The organism is Flavobacterium sp. GSB-24 (assembly GCF_027924665.1).
In the GTDB taxonomy this organism is placed as follows: Bacteria; Bacteroidota; Bacteroidia; order Flavobacteriales; family Flavobacteriaceae; genus Flavobacterium.
On sequence record NZ_AP027043.1, the window covers coordinates 2,574,299 to 2,600,595 of the forward strand.

The 26,297-nt window shown below is 33.9% G+C and carries 15 protein-coding genes; 8 read left to right on the forward strand and 7 right to left on the reverse strand.

Going from position 1 to position 26,297, the window contains the following annotated elements; genetic code table 11:
• Position 1: 1 nt before the first annotated feature.
• The 6 genes from QMG60_RS11280 to QMG60_RS11305 form a co-directional block, all read right to left on the reverse strand.
• Positions 2-3,097, reverse strand: a complete 3,096-nt coding sequence (locus QMG60_RS11280; RefSeq protein ID WP_281867882.1) for a DUF5107 domain-containing protein — start codon at positions 3,095-3,097, stop codon at positions 2-4.
• Between the two features lie 261 nt (positions 3,098-3,358).
• The gene (locus tag QMG60_RS11285) at positions 3,359-6,358 is read right to left on the reverse strand and encodes a glycoside hydrolase domain-containing protein (protein WP_281867883.1); all 3,000 of its coding nucleotides are present in this window, start codon (positions 6,356-6,358) and stop codon (positions 3,359-3,361) included.
• Between the two features lie 40 nt (positions 6,359-6,398).
• Positions 6,399-7,397, reverse strand: a complete 999-nt coding sequence (locus QMG60_RS11290) for a c-type cytochrome (protein ID WP_281867884.1) — start codon at positions 7,395-7,397, stop codon at positions 6,399-6,401.
• Between the two features lie 96 nt (positions 7,398-7,493).
• Positions 7,494-8,900: an aryl-sulfate sulfotransferase gene (locus QMG60_RS11295; RefSeq protein ID WP_281867885.1), complete on the reverse strand. Its 1,407-nt coding sequence runs from the start codon at positions 8,898-8,900 to the stop codon at positions 7,494-7,496.
• 99 nt (positions 8,901-8,999) lie between these two features.
• Positions 9,000-10,511, reverse strand: a complete 1,512-nt coding sequence (locus QMG60_RS11300) for a RagB/SusD family nutrient uptake outer membrane protein (RefSeq protein ID WP_281867886.1) — start codon at positions 10,509-10,511, stop codon at positions 9,000-9,002.
• 35 nt (positions 10,512-10,546) lie between these two features.
• Positions 10,547-13,633, reverse strand: a complete 3,087-nt coding sequence (locus tag QMG60_RS11305) for a TonB-dependent receptor (protein WP_281867887.1) — start codon at positions 13,631-13,633, stop codon at positions 10,547-10,549.
• A gap of 680 nt (positions 13,634-14,313) precedes the next feature.
• Here QMG60_RS11305 and QMG60_RS11310 point away from each other — a divergent pair.
• A complete protein-coding gene (locus tag QMG60_RS11310) occupies positions 14,314-14,952 on the forward strand; it encodes a carbohydrate-binding family 9-like protein (RefSeq protein ID WP_281867888.1) in 639 nt (212 codons plus the stop codon).
• Between the two features lie 164 nt (positions 14,953-15,116).
• Here the strand turns inward: QMG60_RS11310 and QMG60_RS11315 are convergent, their stop codons facing one another.
• Positions 15,117-16,157, reverse strand: a complete 1,041-nt coding sequence (locus tag QMG60_RS11315) for a LacI family DNA-binding transcriptional regulator (protein WP_134140829.1) — start codon at positions 16,155-16,157, stop codon at positions 15,117-15,119.
• A 232-nt stretch (positions 16,158-16,389) separates the two neighbouring features.
• Between QMG60_RS11315 and QMG60_RS11320 the strand changes: the two genes are divergently transcribed.
• The 7 genes from QMG60_RS11320 to yidC all read left to right on the forward strand — a co-directional run bounded on the left by QMG60_RS11320 (position 16,390) and on the right by yidC (position 26,296).
• Positions 16,390-17,481, forward strand: coding sequence for a galactokinase family protein (locus tag QMG60_RS11320; RefSeq protein ID WP_281867889.1), 1,092 nt, complete (start codon positions 16,390-16,392; stop codon positions 17,479-17,481).
• A 5-nt stretch (positions 17,482-17,486) separates the two neighbouring features.
• The gene (locus tag QMG60_RS11325; RefSeq protein WP_281867890.1) at positions 17,487-18,368 is read left to right on the forward strand and encodes a sugar phosphate nucleotidyltransferase; all 882 of its coding nucleotides are present in this window, start codon (positions 17,487-17,489) and stop codon (positions 18,366-18,368) included.
• Between the two features lie 165 nt (positions 18,369-18,533).
• A complete protein-coding gene (locus QMG60_RS11330; protein WP_281867891.1) occupies positions 18,534-19,913 on the forward strand; it encodes a sugar MFS transporter in 1,380 nt (459 codons plus the stop codon).
• Between the two features lie 23 nt (positions 19,914-19,936).
• Positions 19,937-21,865: a glucosamine-6-phosphate deaminase gene (nagB, locus tag QMG60_RS11335; protein WP_057118845.1), complete on the forward strand. Its 1,929-nt coding sequence runs from the start codon at positions 19,937-19,939 to the stop codon at positions 21,863-21,865.
• Positions 21,866-22,218: 353 nt separating this feature from the next.
• A complete protein-coding gene (locus tag QMG60_RS11340) occupies positions 22,219-22,449 on the forward strand; it encodes a DUF3820 family protein (RefSeq protein ID WP_057118843.1) in 231 nt (76 codons plus the stop codon).
• Positions 22,450-22,690: 241 nt separating this feature from the next.
• A complete protein-coding gene (locus QMG60_RS11345; protein ID WP_057118841.1) occupies positions 22,691-24,304 on the forward strand; it encodes a CTP synthase in 1,614 nt (537 codons plus the stop codon).
• Positions 24,305-24,382: 78 nt separating this feature from the next.
• A complete protein-coding gene (yidC, locus tag QMG60_RS11350) occupies positions 24,383-26,296 on the forward strand; it encodes a membrane protein insertase YidC (protein WP_281867892.1) in 1,914 nt (637 codons plus the stop codon).
• The last annotated feature ends 1 nt before the right edge of the window (position 26,297 follow it).

The window sequence follows — 26,297 nt, forward strand, 5'->3', positions numbered from 1 at the left end:
TTTACAATTTTTCGATAATTCTGACTTCACCGTCTTTTTCATCTTCATTTAAAATATTCGATTGTTTTTTCGTATAAACGAGTAAACTCCATTGAATAATTTTGTTTTCTGGATATAAATCGGCTTGATTTTTTAACCATTTTTCTGCTTCTTGAGAAGAAGATGTTTTTTCGATTGCCCAAGCTGAAACAAGATTATTTGCTGGTAAAAAGTTCATAACCGTATTATCAACCTTTGGATTAAAAGCAACGATTTTTTGTAAAGATTTAGCAGCTATTTCTTTGTTGCCAAGATTGGTGTAACATTGATAATCCAGCCAGTTTTCAAGCCTTTCATCGATGTTTTCATCGTAAGGTTTTCCTACTCCTAAATTTTCTGGAAACAATTTTGCATCGCCAATAAATTGTAATGCTTTTTTATATTGTTTGTTTTTAATTTCTGCCAAAGCCTGCATCAATTTCGCTTCGTGGTACAATTGTCTTCCAGCAGTTGCACCTTCAAAAGGAAGAATTTGTAATTTGGTTAGAAATGCATCTGCAGCAGCATATTTTTTATTTAACAGCAGCGTTTTTGCATACAGCATTCCAATTAAATAATTCTCTTTATGTTTTTTGTAGAAAGATTCTGTTGTTGAAAGTGCTTTGTCAAATTGTTTTTGAACGATATAATGTTCTGCCAATAATTTATGATATCTCCAGCCTTGTGGATCTAGTTTTAAAGCCTGCTGAAGACTTGCCAATACAACTGTAGCATCATCTTTAAATAAAGAAGCTTTGGCACCATAAAAAGCAGGATCATTAGGTTTTGAGCCGCATTGTGTAAACAATTCTTTTGCCTCAGAAATACTATTGCGATTCCATTCGATTAGACCTAAATGGTATTTTAACTGCCATTGATCATTAGTTTTAATTAATGTTTTGAGAATGGAAGCCGTTTCTGCGCGGAACGGAAAACTAGTTCCAGGTTTGATTTTAGATAAATCAACAGTTTTGTTTTCTAAAAAAGCTTTCCAATATATAATTTCTGCACTTGGAACTGCGATGTTAAAAACTTTTAGAGCTTCTTCTTTTCGGCCCAGATTCTCGTACCAAATTCCTAATTCCAGATAAGTCTGTTCTGGCATTTCATTTTGAATTGCAGCTGTAAAATTAAGTTTGGCATCATTTGAACTGTTCCAAAGATATTTTTCAAAATCTACAAAATGATTTAACGGATCAAGTGTAGTAATTGTTTTTAAAGCTGCATTTGCTTTGTCTGAATTATTTTGAAGACGATACAAAACCGCCAATACTTGCAGACATTCTAGATTGTATTGATTGTTTATTAAGCTCTTTTCGGCATATTCAACAGCTTTAGGTAATTCGTTTTCAGCTAAATAAATTTTACTTAGTGAAGTGTAAGCAACGCTTCTGTATTCTACACCAGCTGCTGCAATATCAAAACCATCTTTTGCATCGGTTGTGTTTCCTAAATGAAGATTTGCCAAAGCATAATTGTAATTTGCACCACCATCGTAAGTATCGATTGCTAAAGCTTTTTTAGCAGTTTCTACAGCTTCTTTGTATTGAAATTTTCTAATTTGTAAAGAAGCTAATTCAGAAAGGGCAGGAGCAAAGTTTGGATCATTTTGTAAACAAGCTGTAAGGTTTTCTTCTGCCTTTACATAATCTTTAAAACTGATGTAATTTTTACCTTGCAGATACAATCCGTAAACCGAATTATGATCAAAGTTTTTTGGAATTTCTACTGGGCGATTAATATTTCCATCTTCAGGAGCACCGTTCCAAACTAGTTTATTGCCGCCTAAAATAAATTTCAATTTATTAAAATCAGCTTTAACCTGAATTGAATCTTTAAATGTTTGGAGCGTATTCAAAGCAATATCTTTAGAATATACTTTTTTATCGCCTTCGAAAACTTCAATTTTTTCATTTAGTTTTTGAAGCGGAGAGAAATAGATTTTCAGCCAGCCATTTTCGTTTTTCACATTAACAGCCCCGTAATTATTGGCTTTTACAAAACCTTTGGTTTGTTTTACAGGAAACCAGTATTCTGTCCAAGTATCAGTTTGATAAGGCGCAAACGAACGTTGTTTAAAAGGGGTTAAATTACTGCCTTCGCTTGCCTGATTAAATAATCTGCCGCTTTGTACTTCTGTATATTGTCCGTCAGTATCGGTCAATAATTTTTCCCAAATCATTCCTTGCTGTGATAATCCCCAAATCCATATTTTTTTGCCGGGTTTATCATCGTGATTACCATATCTTGCCATTCCGAAATCTTCGTCATGCCAATATCCTCCGAAGAAATCATTGTATTTTCCGAATACGTGATACGATTTGTAACCGCCAAAATCATTGTTTTTGTAATAAGATAAATCTTTGCCGTTTTCTTTATCAATCGGCCAAGAATTGTATTCGCCGTTATGGCCAATATACGTCTGTCCAGGGTAAATAAATTGAAGATTTCCAGCGGCTTTAATTCCTGTATTCATCCAAGTATAATAAGGCTGCTGTAATTCTGTCGAATTAGACCAAAATGAATTGGTTGTAAAATAAGCTTTGTCTTTTGGTAAATTGATGTCTAGTTTCCAAGAAGTTCTCGTTAATAAATCTAAAACTCCAATAACACAGCTGATGCTTCCGTCTTCACGGTTTATAATTTTATAATCTACTGGAGTAGCACAATTTGGGGTATGACCGATAATTCCATAATTGCCTTCAACGCCGCCGCTTGTCCACGGTCCGCGCATGGCAATGTCTCTAAATTTGATTACATGATTATTGTAAACAAAGTCTTTTCCAGTTGATTTTTCTACAGCCGACCAAACTTTTCCGCCTATTTCAGGCAAAATCATCAGTTTGATGTAATCGTTTTCTATTTCAATTACTTTCCATTCTTTCTGAACTGGTTTGTCTGTAAAGCCGTCAAAACGGAAATAAGGATAAAATTTTGTGTCTGGTTTCGGAATCGGGTCAGGATCTGAAAAAGGGTATGTGGTAAATACTTTTTTGTATTCTTTTATAGTGGGTTTGTTTTGTGCTGTGACAAAGAGGCTTCCAAAAAGTAGAATTGATAAGAAAGGTTTAAGTTTCATATGGAGAGCTAGTGTTTTGTGGTTGTTTTTTTGCCACAGATTACACAGATTAAAATGATTTTTTTTAATCTGTTTAAAAATTAATCTGTGTAATCTGTGTAATCTGTGGCTTATTTTTTTGAGCTTTTTGTCATTTCGACGAAGGAGAAATCTTCGCAAGAAACTCCGCATAGTATTTCGTCAATCTTTATCGAGCTACTTGTGGAGATTTCTCCTTCGTCGAAATGACAAATTGGACAAGATGATCGTTATTGAATTTAATTACTTAACAATTAACAACCATCCTTTTCCCTTAGGAACAGTTATTTCATCTTTTGCTGTAAACGTTTTTGCAGGCTGAAAATTAAGAACTTCAGGAGCTGTAATTGTCGCTTTAGACGGATTTATTCCTAGTTTTTTCCAGTCAATATTCAATTTTACATTTACATCAGCATCTGCCCAGCTTGCAATAGAAATCAATGCTGTTCCGTTCTTTTTGTAAACTGTAGCCAGCACTTTATCATTGTTTGTTTTTACGGGACAATTTTCGCTCCAGTAACCAATCATTTCAGAACCTTTAATTCCGAAAGAATCCCATAATTTCCAGATTTGTCTTGGGTCAGCACCATCGCTCCACGGTAATCTATTCGTCATTCCGAAAACCATTCCACGCCAAGGATTTCCACCATCTTGAAGCATTTCGCCCATTAATCCAAACGGAATTCCGCTAACTTCTGTTAAGAAAAAGTCCGGCTGATTTTTCTCATAATCAAAATATTCTCCAAACCATAACTTATTGATGTACGGAAAGTGTTCCATATATAAATTGGCACTGTTATTAAATCCGTCGCTTTTGTTATATTGATTCGCACTGTGTAAATCGATAATTCCAGGATGACCATCTTTAGTCAAAACTCTTTTGATACGTTTCATTGTGATTCTGTCAAAAGCAACGTCGTCTAGATAAATTCCGTCAATACCAACGTTTTGAGTCAGCCAATTCATTCCTTCAACATAATAATTATGCCAACGGTTCATACCGCTATTTACAATTGCAGCATCTTTAATTTCAGGAACAAACCATGCAGCGATATAATCGTCTCCAACGTGTTCTTGCAGCCAAGAGAATCCGCCGCCTTTTCCTGGAGAATAGATTTCGTGGCCTAAACTTCTTAAAGCGAAAGTCTCATAAGCTTTGTTTGAAACCTCTCTAACGGTATTATAGATTTTTACTTTTAATCCTTTTTCATGTGCTTCATCGATATACGTTTTCATCTTTTTAAATTCAATAAAAGGATAATTGATATATGGATTGATTGCGTTTGCGTGGTGAATGTTGATTACGGTTGCGCCAGTTTTAGCAATAGAATCGATCGGGCTGTATTTGTGGTAAAACTTTGTATCCCATTGAAAATCTGTGTTTATAGTATGGAATGGCGTAATCAACAAGTTGAAATTATAATATAAAACATCGCCTTTTTTCAGTGTTCTAGCACCACTATAAGCATTTACTACAACCGATTTTTGGTTTGGTGTAATGGTAATTCCTCCTTTGTTGTCATTACCCCAAGAAGTTGGCAATAATAAAGGTTTTTGCAAATAGAAATTGGTGTTCAATGGACGGCTGTATTTTTCGTCTCTAAGAGAAAATTGCAATCCAGAATTTACAGCACCAATCCAAGCACCATCTTGATTTTTGTGCGCAACATCCCATTTCCAGTCAAAAGTTGCAGGACGATCTCCGCCTTTTTGACCTAATCCCATCATGTATTTTGCAGAAGCTGGCTGCATAGGCATTTGGAAATTGATATCATTAAAAGAAACATCTTCAAGAGCGGTAACTTTTACTGTATAATGTACAAAACCGTCAAATTCAACAGAAGCGTTAACATCCATTTGAACCGATTTTGAAGTTGAGGTATTTTCCCAAGAAACGATTCCAGCTTCTTTTTTAGTAAATTTTACACCGCTGTTTTTCCATTGTGCTTCTTTTCCTGAAGCATCCACAAAATGAAAATCAATAGGAGCACTTAAAATATCATTTGGTTTTGTTCCTAATGAAGTCATTTCTGGCGTGAAATAAGTCTGAATTTGCGCTGGAAATCCGTTTGACGCTAGGATTAATTTTCTTCCTAATAAAGAGATTGCAGCATCTTTTACAACTAATGGAGTGTAAGGTGCAATAACCGTATTTTCCTGAGCTAAAGTTGAGTTTAGCCAATTTAAACGCGTCATTTTTTCTGGACTGTCAATTCCGCCGTTTTTAGTAACCTCATTTGTTACTGTGATTTGAAGTTCAATTTCTTTTGATTTTCCGTCAGCATTCACTGTCGCTTTCCCTTTGTAAGTTCCAGCAGTTGCAGTTTGTGGAACTTCAATTCCGCACCACATTGCTTGAATTTTTCCTTTAGAAACCGAAACAGTATTCGTGAAAATAGATCCATCGTAACGAATTCCGTCAGTATTTATACAGCTGATGTTTTTTGCATCAATTGTTCCAGAAGGACTTACTAAATTCGAAAAGGTAATTTTTACATTCTTTACATCTTCAAGAGCATAAATGCCTAATTGAAATGCTAAATATTCGCCCTTTAAAGCGGTATCTGAAAAAGTATTTTGAACACCTTTCTGAATCCAGCGCTGCGGCAAATCTGTTTTCATTTTGATTGAATGCAATCTGTCTTCTGGAAAAACTAAAAATGAATTTCCGCTGTTTTTTGCAATAAGAGCTTTGGTTTCTGTAGCTGTAGCAATTACTTCCATTGGGTAAAAACTATTGAAAGCATTTACGCTCTGAATCTCTGTTACAGCAGTATTGTCTTTTAAGTTTGCTTTTATATTAGAAAGCCATTGTGTATCGGCTTTGTTTTCAGGTTTTTGATAAATTCCTTTCGGATAATTTGCCGTTCCTTCGTCTACATAAGGCATATAATAAACGTAATATGTTCCTTTTCCCGAAATAGGTTCAAAGAAAATAGTACCGTTTTCTCTATTGATATTTTCTGTTTTTATATTTTGAATTTCTTTTCCTGATGCATCTTGAACAATAATTTTTTTAAGTTCTGGATTTTGATCTCTTCTTCGCCATTCAATAGTTGTTTTGGCAATATTTCCTGAACTGGAAAATGCAATTACAGCGCGGTGATTGCCAAGTAAATTAGGATTCCAGCTGTCATTTCCGTCAGAATATTTTATTTGTGCCGCCATTGGAATAGTGAGAATGAAAAAGCACATTATCATTATTCTGCTTAAAAGAGGTCTGTTTTTTAGGTTTAGTTTCATTGTAATGTATGTTCAGGTTTAAATAGTCTAAAATTTAAAATTAATAAACAGCTTTCCAGCCATTCTTTTTCCAGTACGCAATTATCGGTTTGTAAGGTCCGTATTTATGCTGTTCTTCAGAAAAATTATCTACAAAAGGACTGTGTGCATAATCGATAGGTTTGCCGAGTTTATTTGGATAATCGAATGTTTTAGGATTTGGTCTTGTGTGAATTTTGTCATCATTTACATAAGCAGCGATATCAAGTGCTTCTTTGTCTGTGAGATAAGGTTTTCCTAAAAGTACTTTATCGTAAGGCATATTATTTTTTAACCATTGTGCTTGTTTGATAACTCTGTGCATGCTTGAACCCGGCTGATAACCGTATTCTCCCCAAAGAGGCGGGTAGATGTAACCCGATTTATCAGCATTATATACGCCTTCGCCATTATTTCCATGGCAGCGCGCACAATTTTCAGTAAATAATGCTTTTCCTCTTTCTGGACTTGCAGCGACATCTGGAAATTCGATTTCTAGATTTTTTGCTCCTTTAAAATTACCATCTTTAGGCACAAATTTGCTGATCCATTTAAAATAAGATAAAAAGGCTACCATTTCTTTACTGTCCAACTGAAGCGGTTTTCCAGAATGCGGGCGCATAATGCAGTTATTAACTCTTTCTGCCAGTGTAAGCACTTTGTTTTCGCGCCCGCGATATTGTGGATAATTATCGTGTGAAGACATTAAATTGAATGCATGTGGTTTTGTACCGGCATCTTGGTGACAGTTGGTGCAATTCATTTTGTTGCCCAAATATTGTCCGTTTTTACCGTTTGGTCCAATATAATAGGCTGTTTTCAGCATTAATTCTCTTCCGTATCGAACAGATTCTCCGAATTGATCGTCTGGAATTTTTGAAGTATCAATTGTAATATAACCTTCATCATCAGCTTCAACTGTTTTTGCTGCCGCTAATGTCTGTGAAGTCGAAGTATTGCAAGAATTGAAAACAACCATTGGCAATGCTGCAAATAGACCAATTAGAATTATTTTTTTCATGTTTACTATTTTTATCCTAACAGGTTCTAAAACCTGTATTTGTTATAACTTATTTTATGCTTACAAGATTTAGAAACCTTGCAGGAATGTCATTTTCTAATTTTGAATAAAAGGTTTCAATTTTTCTTCGGGAATAAACTGTGTACGATAAGGCGGAATCTCAGATTCTAATGCCCATAAAAGCACTCCTTTTTTATTCGTTAAAACCGTGATATGTCTTTTCGAGCAGCAGCATAATATGGCATCTTTATCAATCATATAAGCGCTTCCCATTCTGTCATTGTAAATGTCTTTTGGTAATTTTATTTGATAATCTAGTTTAACTGCATTGTTTTTTTCGTCGACTTTTAAGGCAAATACGGAAGACTGTTTTTTGTCGACACCATTATCAAAAAACAATAAACTTCCTTCTTGATTAATGTGTGCGGCATGCGCCTGAGAGAAATTGGTATCTGGAGCCATTTTCATAGTTCCTCCTTTTCCTAATTTCCAGATTACTTTTCCAGTTTTAGAATTGATCTTCCAAATTTGTCCATTATTGTAAAATGAGATCAGGAAATTTCCATCAGTATCGTAATTTAAACTGTTGGCATGAGTCCAATCTTTTTTGGTTTTCAGTAAATCTTTATCTTTAAAGGGATCTAAATCATCAAAAACACTCCATTTCCAAAGTTGCTTTCCTTTTTTATCTAAAATTAAAATTCCATCTCCATTGATAGTATCTTGTTTTTTTCCTCCAATAGAAGTTAAATCGATTATTTTTTGATCAACAGTTAAAGTGACAATTTCGTTAGCCGATTTTTTTATGATTTCGTGGTGAAGAACTTGTTTTAAATCGCCTTGTCCTTTTTTGATATGTGTTAAAGTATCTCCTTGTAAGTTGATTTCTAGAATTTCACTTCCATAACTTGTTGGTTCGTCATTTTTGCCAAGAATAGAAATGATGGTTTGTTCCTTTGTAAAATGAGCTACTTTAAACCCAGTTCCTTCAATAGTATGATACCATCTTAAGTTTCCTTTGTAATCTACTATATAAACTGTTCCAGGCGTTTCTCTTTTTGCCAAAAGCATAAAGCCCTTTTTGAAATTTTGTGGCAGTAATTCTGGTTTCGGGCAATTGGCTTTAAATTGTTTTTGAAGCCATTCTGGAAGTTTTCTCGATTTAAAAGTATAGACTTTACTGGGCTTTTTTTCGCCGTCTGCAACTGTAACGAGCTGATAGCTATAATTCGTTTCTGGAGTAATATTGCAGAGAACTAAAGTATGTTTAAGCCCTGATTTTGAAATAGGAGTGGTTATTTTGCTTTGAGTTCCTTTTTGGTCAGACCAATATTCTGCATATACCTGTACATTGTCATTCGTAGTAACATCGATTTGAATTTTCAATTCGTTGTTGCCATGAGTCCCAATATTGATATTTACTATATCCTGATTTTTAGAACAACTTGCCAATGCAAGTAAGGCTAAAATAAAACTTCCTTTAAGTAATAGTTTTTTGATCATCTGAAAAGCTTCTTTTGTGAAACAGAAAAGTACTTCATCTGTATTAAAAATCAAGAATAGACAGACATTTTTTACTGTCTATTCTTGATTGGGTATTCTTTATTGTCTATCAGCGTTGCTTAATTTCGGATTAAGGTTTACTTGACTCTGTGGATATGTATAATATTTGTTTTGCGGCATTTTTATTAAAGCAGCTTCACCAACTCTAAGATGATATGCATTTACCAAAACATCATATTTGTTCATTCTAATTAAATCCTGACGACGTTTTCCTTCGTAGAAAAACTCCCAGCCTCTTTCCTGTAAAATAGCGTCTCTTAAAGTGTTTTGATTGTAGTCAGATAAAACTAATTGTTTTGCATGAGATCTTGCCTTAACTTGATTAATTAATCCGATCGCTTCACTTGTTGGTCCACTGAGTTCGTTTAATGCTTCGGCTCTGCTCAATAATACATCTGCATAACGAAGAATGTTTACACTATGACCGTCATAATAAGTTGTTGTTTCGTCATCGGCATATTTTCTTGTAGAAACGTCTGGCATGTAAAACTCACCAGCCGGTGGCTGCGCACCCAATGAAGGAGCTTGTTTATGAAGTAAACCGTCTGTTCCCATAAATTCTGGGAAAAAGCATTGTTTTCTCTCATCTTCGTCACCAAAAGTGTTGTAGAAATCCCAGTTTACAGTATAATACTGCCATCTGTTTTGTACAACAGGATGATCGATTGGTCCAAAGTGATTTAATAATTCTGTTCCGTTTGTATTTGCATCACTCAAAGAAGAGAAGATGTTTTCGCTGCACCATTTGTTACTTTCTTTAAACAAACCTAAGTAAGAAGGATAAAGACTGTATTCGTTCAAATCCATTACTTGCTGTGTCAATGTAACAACTTTTTGCCACTCATGGCTGCGCATGTATAATTTAGCTAGTAATGTAAGTGCTGCACCTTTTGTTGCGCGGCCAACATCGTTACTTTCATAAATGTCATTTGATTTATAATTTACTGGCAGTACATCTGCAGCTTCTGTTAGTTCTTTAATAATGAAAGCATCAATTTCTTCTACAGACGATGGAGGAGTTTGATCTAGGTAACCTGGATTTCCTAAATTGGCTTCGGTAATTAAAATTACTGGTCCCCAAGCATCAGTCAAATCCATGTAAGCAGAACATCTTAAAAATTTAGCTTCGGCAATAAACTGTGCTTTTTCTGCAGCAGTAATTCCAGTCATTGGCAGAATGTTAAAGATAGCATTGTTTGCATTGGCAATTAATTTATACATCGCATTCCAATCTTCCAAAAGAAGACCGTTTGTCGAACTCCAAGTTCCTAAAGACAATTGTCCGGGATCTCCTCCGTATTGGCAGTGTCCTAAATCAGTAGCAATATCTGTTAAAGCGAAGTGTCTTGTTGCCCAGTATGAAAAGTTATCTCCAACAGAAGGCCCTTTTAATCTGCCGTAAATTGAATTAATGGCCGCAACTGCATCTGATTTTGTCTGATACCCATTGGTATTAGTCAAACTGCTGTATACCGTGGGATCTAGATCTTGGTTGCACGAAATCTCTACTCCGGCGGTAAGTAAAAGTAATAATAGTGTATATTTTTTCATTTTAATAAATTTAATGTTACTAAAAAGCCTTTTGACTAGTGAATTGCGACTTTAATTCCAAGTATAAAAGTTCTTGATGCTGGGAACGAGTTAAAATCGATTCCTCCGCCTAAATTGTTTGTTGAATGCCCGTTTACTTCAGGGTCATTTCCAGAGTAATTTGTGATCGTCAATAAGTTTTGTCCAATCGCATATAGTCTGATGCTGTCAATGAATTTTACTTGTTTTAGTACGCTTTCGGGAATTGAATATCCTATAGAAACATTTTTTAAACGTAAGTAAGAAGCCTCTTCAACAAATTTCGAATTCACATAACTTCCATATTTGCTTTTGTAGTAGCCGTCTCTTGGAATATCTGTATTTTCATTTACTCCCGCAACCCAGCGATTTAATGCATCTGTACTTGTAGAAGATTCACCAACCATTGCAGTCATATTATATACAGAATAATCAAAAGCACCTTGGAAAAAGATATTCATATCAAAATTTCCATATTTAAAATCGTTATTAAAACCAGCAACATAATGCGGAATAGAATTTCCTAAATAAGTTCTGTCGGCAGCAGTAATAGTACCGTCTCCGTCAACATCTACATATTTCGGATCTCCAGGGACAGACAATGGCTGAGCTGCGTATGTTTCTCCCGTTTTGATCACGCCTGCATATTTGTATCCGTATAAAACTCCCATTTCTTTTCCCGGCTCTAGTCTTGTAAACTCTTGCCCAGAAACAGTTCCGCTTGGGTTAGAAGTGTTTGTACTAATGATTTTTACGTTATCAGCAAGAGATACAATTTCTTGTTTATTGTAAGCAACATTTAATGACGTTCTCCAAGAAAAATTAGTAGTTCTGATATTTTCAGTACTAATTCCTAACTCAATACCTTTATTATCAATAACTCCAGAATTAACTCTTTGAGTGCCAAATCCCCACCATCCTCCAACAGGAACATTTAAAAGAGCATCAGAAGTTCTTTTTTTGTAGTAATCAATTGTGATCGAAAGTTTATCATTAAATAAACCTAAATCTAAACCTAAATCGGTTTGAGCTGTTTCTTCCCATTTCAAGTTCGGATTTGCCAAATTCGCAGGTTCTGTACCAGCAACAAAATCATCAGGTGCAATAGTTACACCCCAAGAAGTCAATCGGTTCATATAAGAGTAATCGCCAATTCCGTCGTTTCCTGTAATACCATAGCTGGCTCTTAATTTAAGTTCAGAAATAGCTTTTACATTCTGCATAAAAGATTCGTTAGACAACTTCCATGCAACAGCTCCAGAAGGGAAAATACCAAATTTGTTATTTGGACCAAAACGAGAAGAACCGTCTTTTCTAATTGTAAAAGTTGCTAAATATTTGTCATTAAAAGCATAATTTAACCTTCCAAAATAAGAAGTAAGTTTTGTCTCTGTTTTTTCAGTTTCAGGTTTCAAATAAACCGCTGCACCTTGAAGATTGTAATACGTTAATAAGTCATTAGAAAATCCTGTACCTGCAGCTCTTACTCTTTCATAAGTATCTTTTTGGTTCGAAGTTCCAATCATTGCAGTGATGGCATGTACTTCTTTGATATTAAACTTGTACGTTAAATATTGTTCTGTACTCCATCTAAAATATGTTTTATTTTCTTCAGATCCAGAACCTTTTAACGCAGCTCCAGCTACTAATGTACTTGGAGTATATTTTCCTTGAATGTTTTCCTGCCATTCAGCACCAGAACCAAAGTGGTAAGTAAGACCTTTAATTATTTCATAATCTAAAAACATACTTCCGTTTGCTAATCTATTGATTGTGTGGTCTGTTGGTTCAAGTAAAAGAGCCAATGCATTATCTTTTCCTTGATATTTATAATATGAGCCATCAGCATTGTAGATCGGAATCGTTGGAGGAGCAGTTTGAATAGAGAACATCGGAGAAAGGATATTATCTCCAAAATCGCTGTTATTTCCTTCAGCTGCAGCACCATAAAAATTAGCACCCATATTTAATCTTTCATTAAATCTTTTTTCGGCACCCATTCTAACGCTGTATCTTTCATAATCAGTGTTTTCAATAGCTCCCGTTTGTTTCAAATAGTTTCCTGAAAGAAAGAATTTAGAAGTTTGATCGCTTCCGCTAAAAGTAAGCGTTCTGTTCAATACTTCTCCTGGACGTGTCGCTGCTTCAAACCAATTGGTATTCGCAATTGGAAAACTTGATGGAAAAACCGGAGGTCTTCCGTTTTCACCCGCAATTGCATTTTGAATATCAGCATATTGTTGTCCAGTTAACAATGAAGGCTCTTTTATAATATTTTGAAAACCATCTGAAATTTCGGCTTCCACCATCATTTTTCCTGATTTTCCTTTTTTAGTTGTAATAATGATAACCCCATTTCCACCGCGTGCACCATAAATTGCTGTAGAAGCGGCATCTTTTAAAATCTGAATATTTTCAATATCGTTTGGACTAATTGAAGCTCCAGTGCTGGTAATAAATCCGTCCACTACGTACAAAGGCGCATTAGAAGTATTTATAGAATTTCCTCCTCTAATTACTACAGACGGATTGGTTCCCGGTGCATAATTATTTTGCTGTACTTGAACCCCAGAAGCACGTCCTTGTAACGCCTGTCCTACATTGGCAATAGTTCCGCCTAAATTCAAATTGTCTTTGCTAAGAGAACTCACAGAACCTGTAAGGTCTTTTTTCTTAGATTTTCCGTATCCAATAACTACTTCATCTAATTTTTGTCCAGCTTCTTTCATGACAATTTTTAGCGGTGCATTTCCAATAGTTACTTCTTGATCTTCCATACCAATATAAGTCACCACAAGTTTAGTAACATTATCAGCTACAGTAATCGAAAAGCTTCCATCAACATCTGTTTGAACACCTTTATTGCTTCCTTTAACCACAACATTAGCGCCAGGAAGAGGCAAACCATCTTTGTCTGTAACCTTACCTTTTACTATTTTTTCGAAAAATAATGCGGTATAGTTTTTATCTGAAGTATTTATTGAAGAAGCTGCCGAAGCTTGAAATGTAAAAACGAGTAACGATAGAATTGTTAGTTTAATTTCTTTGCGGGATAAATTGTTAATCCGAAAATCTCTTGGTTTTTTTTGGGTTAATAATTTCATACTTAAAATTGGTTTTGGTTAATGTTTAATTGTTTTTTTTCTTGTTTGTAGGTTTTAGATTTCTTTTTTGATCAGGAGAGTCATTTTGGTGTTTAATTGAGTTTTCATTTGAATTGATTTTTACATAAAAACAGTGTCTTATTTTCGGCTCTAAATACTGCTTATTTAGTTCGTTTTTCTTCGATTTTGATGCCTTAAAATCACCTAAATTTTTACATAATTAACTTAGTTTTAAGATTAATCTCTGACGAAACTATAGATTATATTTTTATAAAACAAGAAAAAACACAAAAAATGTGCTCGAACACACAAAATTTATGTTCTCGAGCACATAAAATTGTGCGAAACGTTTTTTTTGACTTAAAATGATGTGATTTTTTTAAAATATTTAAAGAATAAGCATACCTAGTAAATTGAGGCTTTTTTGAATTATAAATGACGATTTTATAAAAACTTATGAATTTCGCAATCATGATTCAAAAAACATAAAAATTAAGCAGTCTTTTCTGATGAGTTTTATCGACTGAAAATTTGATTTTTATTTGTAAAAAGAAGAGTGTTTTTGCCTTCAATTTTAAACTATCTTGGTCATCTCGAAAAAAGCCAAAATCTGAAACTTAAATTATGGTCATTTTGACTTTTTAAGAATTAAGAATTAACAAAATTTTAGAGTCAAAATTGTGAAAGAATATCAAGTAATTTTAATAGATAAAAATCAAATAAATGAAGTCGAAATTTTAGATTCAATTTTCTGGAAAAAAGCAAATTGTCTTACCGATTTTTCGTCTCCTTGGAAAACGGAAACATTTTCAAAAATTGAATTTCGAGCCCTTTGGGATCAGCAAAATTTCTATTTTCATTTCAGGGTTTTTGATACAGATGTTTATATCGATACAAAAGACGATAGTGTTGATAGTATCTGCAATTCTGATCGCGTTGAGCTGTTTTTTCGTCAAAACGATGCTATAGATCCGTATTACTGTTTAGAAATTGATCCTTCAACAAGATTATTAGATTTTGAAGCACGCCCCAATAAAAAATTTGATTACGAATGGAAATGGCCTAAAGAACATATTAAATTATATTCTTCAAACGATGAAACATCATTTACCGTTGCTGGAAAAATCAGCATAGCATCTTTAAAAGAACTAGATTTAATTCATAATAATAGTATTGAAACAGGAGTATATAGAGCGAAATTCTCTAAAGACGAAAATCAAAATTATGAACCAACTTGGATTACATGGGTAAATCCAAATACGCCAGAACCTAATTTTCATATAGCTTCATCTTTTGGGAAATTTGCTTTAATGAAATAATTAGCCACAAATACGCAAAGGCACAAAATTGTTTTAAGAAAAAGCAATCTGAATTGTCTCCAGCTAAATCTAAACGGAGTTTATTATATTTTAAACTTTGCAGCTCTACGAGTTTATAAAATTTTAAAAAAAACTTAGAGTCTTAAGGCCTTTGTGGCAAACTTTTAGCTAACATAAAAAGAAGCATTTTCGACATTTATAATATCGATAGGAAGCAAAATTGTTTCTGGGATATCTTTTCTAAATATAAAATGTTCTGCCAAAGTACTGATTCCTAAATAAGCCTGTCTTTTTTGATTCTGGTGAATTAAAAAGTGAACAAGACCCTGATTTAAAAAATTGACATTTTTCTCAATTAAATCGTAACCAATTAAGGCTATTTTTTTATTTTCTAAAGTAGATAGGATAGAGGCAATTTGATAAGCCTTAGAAGTAGTAATAAAAATACCGCTTAAATCTGGATGCTCTTCTATAAAAGCAGCAAACTTAGTTTCGATATTAGAATATTTGAGTTTCAGTGTAAGCAAAGAGAAATCAGAAAGTTTTTTTTCATCAAAATAACTTCTGAAACCTTTTTCTTTTTCCTGCATGTGAACAGCATTCTTCAGACTTTCATCAATATGAATAATCGCAATCTGGCCTTTAGGCAAAATCAAATTCATTAAACTCGCAGCAACACGGCCGCTTTTGTATAAATCCTGTCCGACGAAACTTTTAATAGAAGAAGATTCTACCTGGTTATTAAAAGTATTTACCATAATTCCCAATTCATCATATTGTTTGATGATTTCAATAGTTTCTTTATGAAACAACGGAGCCAGCAAAACAGCATCTGGTGATTGAGCAATAATTGCCTCGTGGGTTTTTAAAAAAGATTTGGTGCTTTCTGGATTAAAGTAATGAGTTTGAATTACGACACTGTACGCTTTAAATTCCGCTGCAGCATCTTGAATTCCGTTAACGCAAGGAAGCCAATATGGATCAATTTCAGGATCTGGAAGTAAAACGCAAATGCGGTAAACCTTTGTGTTTTTTAAATTTCGAGCAATTAAGTTGGGCTCATAATCAATGACATTCAGTACTTCATTAATCTTTTCAAGCGCCGCAGGAGAAACTTTTCCTCTATTATGCAGTACGCGATCTACAGTTCCTTTAGAAACTCCAGCCATTTGCGCAATATCCTTAATTGTGTACTTTTTATCCATATAAGCAAATATAAAAACTTTGATTTAATAAACGTAAAAATTTTAGAAGAATTCATGTTGTGTGCTCGAGAACATTATTTTAGTGTGTTCGAGCACATTTTTTTGTTTTTTCTTGTTTTATAAAAATATAATATATAGTTTCGTAGAATCAAAACCGAAAATTTAAAATAAAACCATAACCTAATAATGTTGTAATTTATTGGATTACAATGTTTTAATACAAAGTTCTTAAGTGAGAAAAATTACTTCATTAGCTCCCGGCCGAACCTGTCTTTTTGGAGATCATCAAGATTATTTAGGACTGCCAGTTATAGCCTGCGCCATAGATCGAAATATTAAATTAATTGCTAAAGAAAATCAGACCGAATCGTTTGTTCTAAATATGATCGATATAAACGAAATTCGAGTAATAGATATTCATGCATCTTTCGAAAAATTAGAACCCAGAGATTATTTTGCATCCTCGCTGCGTGTTTTACGCAGATACGGCTGTATGCCTACAACTGGTTATACCATAACAATTACAGGAGATATTCCAATTAATTCTGGAACGTCGAGTTCATCAGCTTTATTAATGGCTTGGATTCGATTTTTGATTGAAGCTTTTGGAATCGATCACGAAGTTACGCCCGAATTCCTTTCTAAATTAGGATACGAATCGGAAGTTTTAGAACATGGAGAACCTGGCGGAATGATGGATCATTTTAGTATTGGCGTTGGAAATATCGTTTATATTAATACTAAAAAACCTTTTTCCTTCGATGTGATCGGAACTGGATTAAAAGGTTTAATAACAGGAGTTTCTGGAGTTCCCAAAGAAACAATTGGGTTAATTGGCGAGTTGAAAGGAAATGCTTTAATGGCAATTGATATCGTAAAACAAAACTATCCTGATTTTGATCTCAATACATCAGAAATCGAAGATTTGGATAAGTATAGAAATTGTCTTCCAGATCGTTTGATTCCCTATTTTGAAGCGGCTATTAAAAATTACCATTATACTAAAGAAGCATTAAAGGAATTCGAAAAACCAGTTTTAGATCTTCAGAAAATTGGTGCTTTAATGAATGGACATCATGAAATCTTGCGGGATCTGCTAAAAATTACAGTTCCAAGAATTGATGCAATGATTAATGCAGCCTTGAAGGCAGGAGCATACGGTGCAAAAATTGTAGGTTCTGGCGGCGGCGGAAGTATTGTAGTGATTGCAGATCCTAAAAAAGAAGATGCAGTAATAGAAGCAATATTAAACGCTGGGGCAGAAGAAGCTTACGCAGTAAATGTTGATCCTGGAGTACGAATTATTGATAATATTGAAATTTAAATAAGATGCACGACAATTTAGTGATTTTAGCAGGTGGAGCTTCTTCACGCATGAAAAAAGAAGCTGTATTAAATAATTTATCTGCTGAAGAAATAGCGCAGGCTAACGAAAGAAGTAAAGGTTTAATTGGAGTAGGAGCAAGCGGAAGGCCTCTTTTAGATTACCTTTTATGGAATGCAAAAAAAGCTGGTTACAAAAATATCTATATTATAATAGGTGAACAAGGAGAATTATTTAAACAGTTTTACGGAAGTCAAATGGAAAATAATGATTTTCACGGATTAAATATTTCGTTTGCTGTACAATATATTCCAGAAGGAAGAGTAAAACCTTTTGGAACTGCAGATGCACTGTTTCAGGCAGTAGAACAATATCCAGAGCTCAATTCTCAATTTTATTCAGTTTGTAATAGTGATAACTTATATTCGGCAGCAGCTCTTCGTGCTTTAAGAGAAACCGAAAGTCCGAATGCCTTTATTAGTTATGACCGAGATGCAATGGAATTTCCGCAGGAACGTATTTCGCGTTTTGCAATTGCAAAATTAGACGAGAATAATCAGCTTTTGGATATTTTGGAAAAACCTTCTGAAGATGTTTTGGAACAATACAAAGACAGCGAAGGAAAAATACGAGTAAGCATGAATGCTTTTAAGTTTAACGGCAAGACCTTATATACACATCTTAAAAATTGCCCTGTTCATCCAGAGCGTGACGAGAAGGAATTACCAACAGTACTTTTAAACTCAGTTAAAGAAAATCCGAATACAACGGTCGGAATTCCGTTTTCTGAGCATGTTCCAGACCTAACAGCCAAAGAAGATATTGCCGATGTAAAAGCGTATTTGGCAAAATATTACCCTGATTTAAATTGGAATACCAAAAATTAACAAAATATTCATATCTAAATTAGAGATTAAGGAAAATTAATGTACTACTTTTGTTTTGCAAAAAAAATGCAGATATTTGCATAAATTACGCATAAGGTAATTAAAGCGTTGATTCTAATTTAGATTTTGAAATAACTAAATCTATAACCAATCAACCCAAAAATTATGACAAACATTCAAAGTACATTACTGTTAGAAAAAAAGAATACCGTTGTTCCAATGGTAATTTTAACCTTGCTATTCTTTATTCTAGGATTTGTAACCTGGCTGAACGGACCATTAATTCCGTTTTTTGAATTGGCTTGCGAACTAACTTCTTCTCAAGCCTACTTTGTGACTTTTGCATTTTATATTGCTTATTTTGTAATGGCAGTTCCTTCTTCTTATATTATTGAAAAAGTGGGGTATAAGAATGGAATTTCTTTAGGATTATTAATCATCGCTGCTGGAGCATTTATGTTTTATCCTGCTGCTGCAAGTCGAACATTTCTCTTCTTTTTATTAGCATTGTTTGTAATGGGAACTGGTTTAGCGGTTTTGCAGACAGCTTCAAATCCGTACGTTGTGGTAATTGGACCAAGAGAAAGCGCTGCGGCTAGAATCAGCGTTTTGGGTATTGCTAATAAAGTGGCAGGATTCGTAGCGCCACTTGTACTTACAGTTCTGGTTTTGTCTAATATGAAGGACTTTACGGCAGACAAAATTGCTTTAATGGATGAGGTGTCCAAAACAAATGCTTTAAATTCACTTGCATTGCAATTGCAAAGACCGTATCTTTATATGGGGTTGATTATAACAGTTTTAGCTTTGTTGGTAAAATTTTCTCCTTTGCCGGAAATTGATCTTGATGAAGAAGGAAATGTATCTCATTTAAACATTTTCAAACAAATAAAAAACGCATTTAAACATCCTCAGCTAGTTTTAGGAGTAATTACTTTAATGCTTTATTTATCAGCAGAAGTTTTAGCCGGAGATTCCATTGGAGGTTTTGGAAAACAGCTTGGAGTCTATGGTAATAATGGAGATTTTTATCTAAAATTAACTTCTTTTACCATGTCAGCAATGGTTATTGGATATGTACTTGGGATCGTTTTAATTCCTAAATATGTTTCGCAGGTTACAGCTTTAAAAGTCTCAGGAATTTTAGGAATTATACTGGTTTTGACAATTGTTTTGATTTCGCCAAAAATATTGGTTACTCTTCCTAGAATTCCACAAATACCATTGGTAATTCTTTTAGTAGCACTTTTAGGATTAGCAAATGCTTTGTGCTGGCCGGCAATCTGGCCAATGGCTTTGCAGGATTTGGGCGGTTATACAAAGATTGGAAGCGCCATTTTGATTATGGGAATTATCGGTGGAGCAGTTTTTCCATTATTTTATGGAATGATTATCGAAAGTGTGAATGCTGCAAATCTTGCAAAAAATATGCAAAACGTTTCTAGAAGCGGCAATCAGGTAGCTTATTTGATATTATTACCCTCTTATATAATGATTTTGTTTTATGCTGTAAAAGGGCATAAATACAGGAAATGGAATAGTTGAACAAAAATAAAAATTAATATATCATGTTAAAAAGTAAAATCGACAAAGCAACAGGTTTCGAGAAAAGATTCGAAAACATTAATACAGTTGTTTTTGAAAACTCAACAGATGCTTCAAAAGAAGTAGCGCAAGAAATTGCAGCTTTAATTCAATCAAAACAAAAAGAAGGCAAACCTTGTATTTTAGGATTAGCAACTGGTTCTTCTCCAAAAGGGTTGTATGCAGAATTGGTTCGTCTGCATAAAGAAGAAGGTTTGAGTTTTAAAAACGTAATTAGTTTTAATTTGGATGAATATTATCCAATGGAGCCAAATTCAATCAATAGTTATGTTCGTTTTATGAAAGAGCTTTTGTTTGATCATGTCGATATTTTACCTGAAAACGCTCATGTTCCAGACGGACTTTTAACAAAAGAACAAATTGCAGATTACTGCCACGAATATGAAGCAAAAATCGAAGCTCTAGGTGGAATCGATTTACAGATTCTAGGAATTGGAGGTAACGGACACATCGGATTTAACGAGTCTGGCTCGCTTCAAAACTCTAAAACTCGTTTGGTTGCATTAGATCATATTACAAGAGTTGCGGCAAGTAAAGATTTCTTCGGTTTGAACAATACACCAAGAACTGCCATTACACTTGGAGTGAAAAAAATAATGGAAGCCAAAAGAGTAATCTTATTGGCTTGGGGAGAAGGAAAAGCAAACATTGTAAAAAAATCTGTTGAAGACGAAGTTACAAACCGAGTACCAGCGTCATTTTTGCAAGAACATAACAACGCAGTATTTGTTTTAGATAAAGAAGCTTCTTCTAAACTAACAAGAATTAACAAACCTTGGTTAGTTGAGAAAATTGTTTGGACAGATAAATTAACTCGTAAAGCTGTTTTGGGATTGGCATTAGATCTTAAAAAACCAATTTTAATGCTTACAGATGCAGATTACATCGAAAATGGTATGAGCGATTTATTAGCAGATTCTGGTCCAGCTTATGACATCAATATTAAGATTTTCAATAAATTACAAAATACAATTACGGGTTGGCCTGGCGGAAAACCAAATGCTGACGACACAAATCGTCCAGAAAGAGCAGAGCCGGCTAAAAAACGTGTATTAATTTTTAGTCCGCATCCAGATGACGATATTATCAGTATGGGAGGAACTTTCATGCGTCTGCAAGAGCAGGGGCACGAAGTACACGTAGCGTACCAAACATCTGGAAATATTGCAGTTGCAGATGATGAAGCACTTCGTTTTGCAAGATTCGTAATTGATTACAATGAAAAATTCGGAATCAAAAGTGAAGAGGCAGATAATATCTATAAAAAAGCAGAAACATTCTTAGAGAATAAAAAGAACAGTGAAATTGATATTCCTGAAGTTCGCTACATTAAAGGTCTAATTAGAAAAGGTGAGGCGAGAGCAACAAGTCATTTTGTTGGTCTGCCGGACAGCCAGATTCATTTTATGGAATTACCTTTCTATGAAACAGGAACAATTGAGAAAAAACCAATTGGACCAGAAGATATTCAATTGACTGTAGATTTAATCGAAAAAATTAAACCGCACCAAATTTATGCTGCTGGAGATTTAGCAGATCCGCACGGAACACATAAAGTTTGTTTAGATGCCATTTTTGAAGCTGTAAAAGTTTTAAAACCAAAAGAATTTATGAACGACTGCTGGTTATGGCTATACCGTGGAGCTTGGCAGGAATGGGGAATTGACGAAGTTGAAATGGCTGTTCCAATGAGTCCAGATCAGGTTTTAGAAAAACGTCACGGAATCTTCAAACACCAATCTCAAAAAGACGGAGTTGTTTTCCAAGGGACAGATGCAAGGGAGTTCTGGCAAAGAGCAGAAGACAGAAACCGCGAAACAGCAGCTTTGTATCACCAATTAGGTTTAGCAACTTATGCAGCGATGGAAGCTTTTGTGAGATGGCATTACTAAGAGGCTGAGGTTCTGAGATACTAAGATTCTAAGTTTTTTTTTCGCTACGAATTACACTAATAAAAAAATTTGTGTGAATTCTTGAAATTCGTGGCAAAAAAATATACAGATTAGAAAATTATTTTAATCTGTGGTAAAAAATAAATAGCTTTGTACGCGATAAGAAGCAGGAAGAAAGAATGAGTCGATATTCTTTTTTCTTGCTTCTTTTTTTAACTGTAAACAGAGACCGAGACTGAAAACTATTTCTTAATCTGTGGCAAAAGAGAAAAATAATAATAGCTTTGTACCTATGAAGCAAGAAGAGAGAAAATCTATATTCTTTCTTCTTGCTTCTTTTTTCTTTAAAAAAAATGGAACAAGACAAAAAACTTCTCATCAAATTAGCACACACCAAAATGCCTTTCGGGAAATACGAAGGCAGATTTTTAATTGATCTTCCAGAATATTACGTCGTTTGGTATCATAATAAAGGTTTTCCAAAAGGAGAGCTTGGACAGCAGCTGCAATTGATTTACGAATTGAAATTGAATGGGTTAGAAGAATTAATTCGCAATATAAAGAAGCAATATCCAAAGCCATAATAGATATTATTTAGATTGTTGGATTTTTATATAATTGGATAAAATTTTGGTTTTATTCTTTGAAAAAATGATAAAAGATAGATAAAGATTAATATATTGAATGGTTTTCTTTTGATTTGAAAAAGCCAAAAATCTTGCAATCTAAAATTCTAAAAATCTAAGAAGTCTAATGTTCAAATTGTCTAATTAAATTTGTACTTTTGCCAAGTTTTTTACACAACTACTTACAAACAACAACAGAATGAATCAAACAAAATATATTTTTGTTACAGGAGGTGTGACCTCTTCATTAGGAAAAGGAATTATCGCGGCATCTTTGGCAAAATTGTTACAAGGAAGAGGATACCGTACAACTATTCAAAAATTTGATCCATACATTAATGTTGATCCAGGAACACTAAATCCTTATGAGCACGGAGAATGTTATGTGACAGATGATGGAGCTGAAACAGACTTAGATTTAGGACATTACGAGCGTTTCTTAAACGTTCCTACTTCTCAGGCTAATAACGTTACTACAGGAAGAGTTTATCTTTCGGTTATTGAAAAAGAAAGAAGAGGAGAGTTTTTAGGAAAAACAGTTCAGGTTGTTCCTCATATCACAAACGAAATCAAAGACAGAATGCAATTGCTTGGGAAATCTGGCGATTATGATATTGTAATTACTGAAATTGGTGGAACTGTTGGTGATATCGAATCTTTACCTTATATAGAATCTGTTCGTCAGTTAGTATGGGAATTAGGTGAAAATAACGGAATTGTTATTCATTTAACGTTAGTTCCTTATTTGGCTGCAGCAGGTGAATTAAAAACGAAGCCAACACAGCACTCTGTTAAAACTTTAATGGAAAGCGGTATAAAAGCAGATATCTTGGTTTGTAGAACGGAGCATGAATTATCTCAGGAATTACGCCAGAAATTAGCTTTGTTCTGTAATGTGAAAAAAGAAGCAGTTATTCAGTCAATTGATGCTTCTACAATATATGAAGTTCCGAATTTAATGCTTGAAGAAGGATTAGATGTTGTGGCTTTAAAGAAATTAGATTTACCTAAAAAAGCATCTCCAGACCTTAAAAACTGGAATACTTTCTTAAAAAGATTAAAAAATCCAAAACAAACTGTAAATATTGGTTTGGTTGGTAAATATGTAGAAATGCAGGATTGTTACAAATCTATTTTAGAGGCGTTTATTCATGCAGGAGCTGCAAACGAAACTAAAGTAAATGTAATTTCTATTCACTCAGAGCATATTAATGCAGATAATGTGGAAGAGAAATTAGGTTCTTTGGATGGTGTTTTAGTTGCTCCAGGTTTTGGGGAAAGAGGTATTGAAGGAAAAATTGAAGCAGTTCGTTATGTACGTGAAAACAATATTCCTTTCTTCGGAATTTGTTTAGGAATGCAGATGTCTGTTATCGAATATTCTAGAAATATTTTAGGTTATGCTGATGCGAACTCTACAGAGATGAACGATAAAACGCCTCATCCTGTTGTGAATTTAATGGAAGAGCAGAAAACCATTACTGATAAAGGAGGAACAATGCGTTTAGGTGCTTGGAAATGCGATATTAAACCAAATACTTTAGCACACAAAATTTACGGAGAAAAAACTATTTCGGAGCGTCACCGTCACCGTTATGAGTACAATAATAAATATGCTGATGAATTGCAAAAAGCTGGTTTAAAAGCTTCTGGAGTAAATCCTGATACAGGTTTAGTCGAGATCGTTGAGCTTGAAAACCATCCATTCTTTATTGGTGTACAATACCACCCAGAATACAAAAGTACAGTTGCAAATCCGCATCCTATATTTGTAAACTTTGTGGCAGCTGCGGTAAATGCGCATAAAAAATAATAATTCATTCTAAGAGGTGTAACTTTTTAATCAAACGAATAACTAATAACCTCAAACGAATAACTTTTTTTAAAAATAATGGAAGAAAAAAAATTTGACCTTAATTCAATCATTGGTTTTGTATTGATATTTGGAATTTTGATTTGGATAATGTACCAAAATCAGCCTTCTGATAAAGAAATTGCTGCTGAAAAAGCCAAGAAAGAATTAGTTGCTAAACAAGAGGCACAAGCAAAAGCGGATAAAGCTAAAACAGCATCACTACCAGCTGCAGCGGTAACTCCTGGCGATACAGTACAATTAGCTCAATTGCAAAAAACTTTAGGCGGATTTGCTTATTCTGCAACACTTCCTTCTGCGAAAGAAGCTTTTACTACAATCGAAAACGAAAAAATTAAACTTAAAATCGCTAATAAAGGTGGTTATATTGTTGAAGCTACGCTGAAAGAATTTGAAAAAATTAAAAAAGGTTCAGGTCAATTAGTTGAATTAATTAAAAACAATAACTCTAGCTTAAATTTACAGCTTCTTACTACAGATAATAGAACTTTAAGTTCTAAGGATTTATATTTTGAACCAACTTTAGAAAAAATTGGTTCAGATCAAGTTTTATCTATGCGTTTAAAAGCAGGTGCAAATGAATTTTTAGAGTACAAATACATTCTGAAACCAAACGATTATTTAGTTGGTTTTGATATTCGTTCTCAAGGTTTAAACAGAGTTTTAAATTCTGCTAAACCAGTTGATTTACAATGGGATTTAAAAACGTATAGAAATGAAAAAAGTATTTCTTACGAAAATCGTTATGCTCAAATTGATTATAAATACAACGAATCAAAATATAGCAATGTAAGTTCTCATGGACAAGGAAAAGAAGAAACTCCTGAAAAAGTAAGTTTTGTAGCTTTCAAGCAGCACTTCTTCACGACTATTTTAGCTACGGAGAAACCATTTGAAACTTCAAAATTACAATCTGATGATTTAGTTAAAGATGAAAAAATTGACACTGTTTTTACAAAACAGTTTAGAGCAAATTTACCTTTAGCATTCTCAAATGGTGAGATTGATTACAAAATGAGTTTGTATTTTGGTCCTGCTGATTACAAAACATTAAAATCTTACGATAAAAATTTCGAAAAAATCATTCCTTTAGGATGGGGAATTTTTGGATGGATTAACAAATTTATCTTTATTCCGTTATTTGGGTTTTTAAGTTCAACAATGGGATTGTCATTAGGAATTGCAATCATTATTTTTACGATTATTATCAAATTGGCTATGTCGCCAATTACGTATAAGTCATTCTTGTCTCAGGCTAAAATGAAAGTTTTAAGACCTGATATTGCAGAATTGGGAGAAAAATTCAAAAAAGACCCAATGAAAAAACAGCAAGAAACAATGAAACTGTACAACAAAGCAGGAGTAAACCCAATGGCAGGATGTATCCCGGCATTGATTCAGCTTCCTTTTATGTATGCATCGTTCCAGTTTTTCCCAGCAGCTTTTGAATTAAGACAAAAAAGTTTCCTTTGGGCAGACGATTTATCATCTTTTGACTCGGTTGTGAAATTACCATTTACCATTCCAATGTATGGCGATCATATCAGTTTGTTTCCAATTTTGGCGGCAATTGCGATTTTCTTCTACATGAAAATGACATCTGGAGATCAGCAAATGGCAGCGCCTCAACAAGAAGGTATGCCGGATATGGCAAAAATGATGAAAATCATGATTTATGTTTCGCCATTAATGATGTTAATTTTCTTTAATAGTTATGGTGCAGGTTTAAGTTTGTATAACTTTATCTCCAACTTAATTACTATCGGTATTATGTTCGTAATTAAAAATTACATCGTAGACAGCGAAAAAATTCACGCACAGATTCAAGAGAACAAACAAAGAGAGCCTAAAAAGCCAAGTAAGTTTCAACAGCGTCTTCAAGAAGTAATGGAACAACAAGAAGCTGCAAAAGCTCAGAATAAAAAGAAATAAT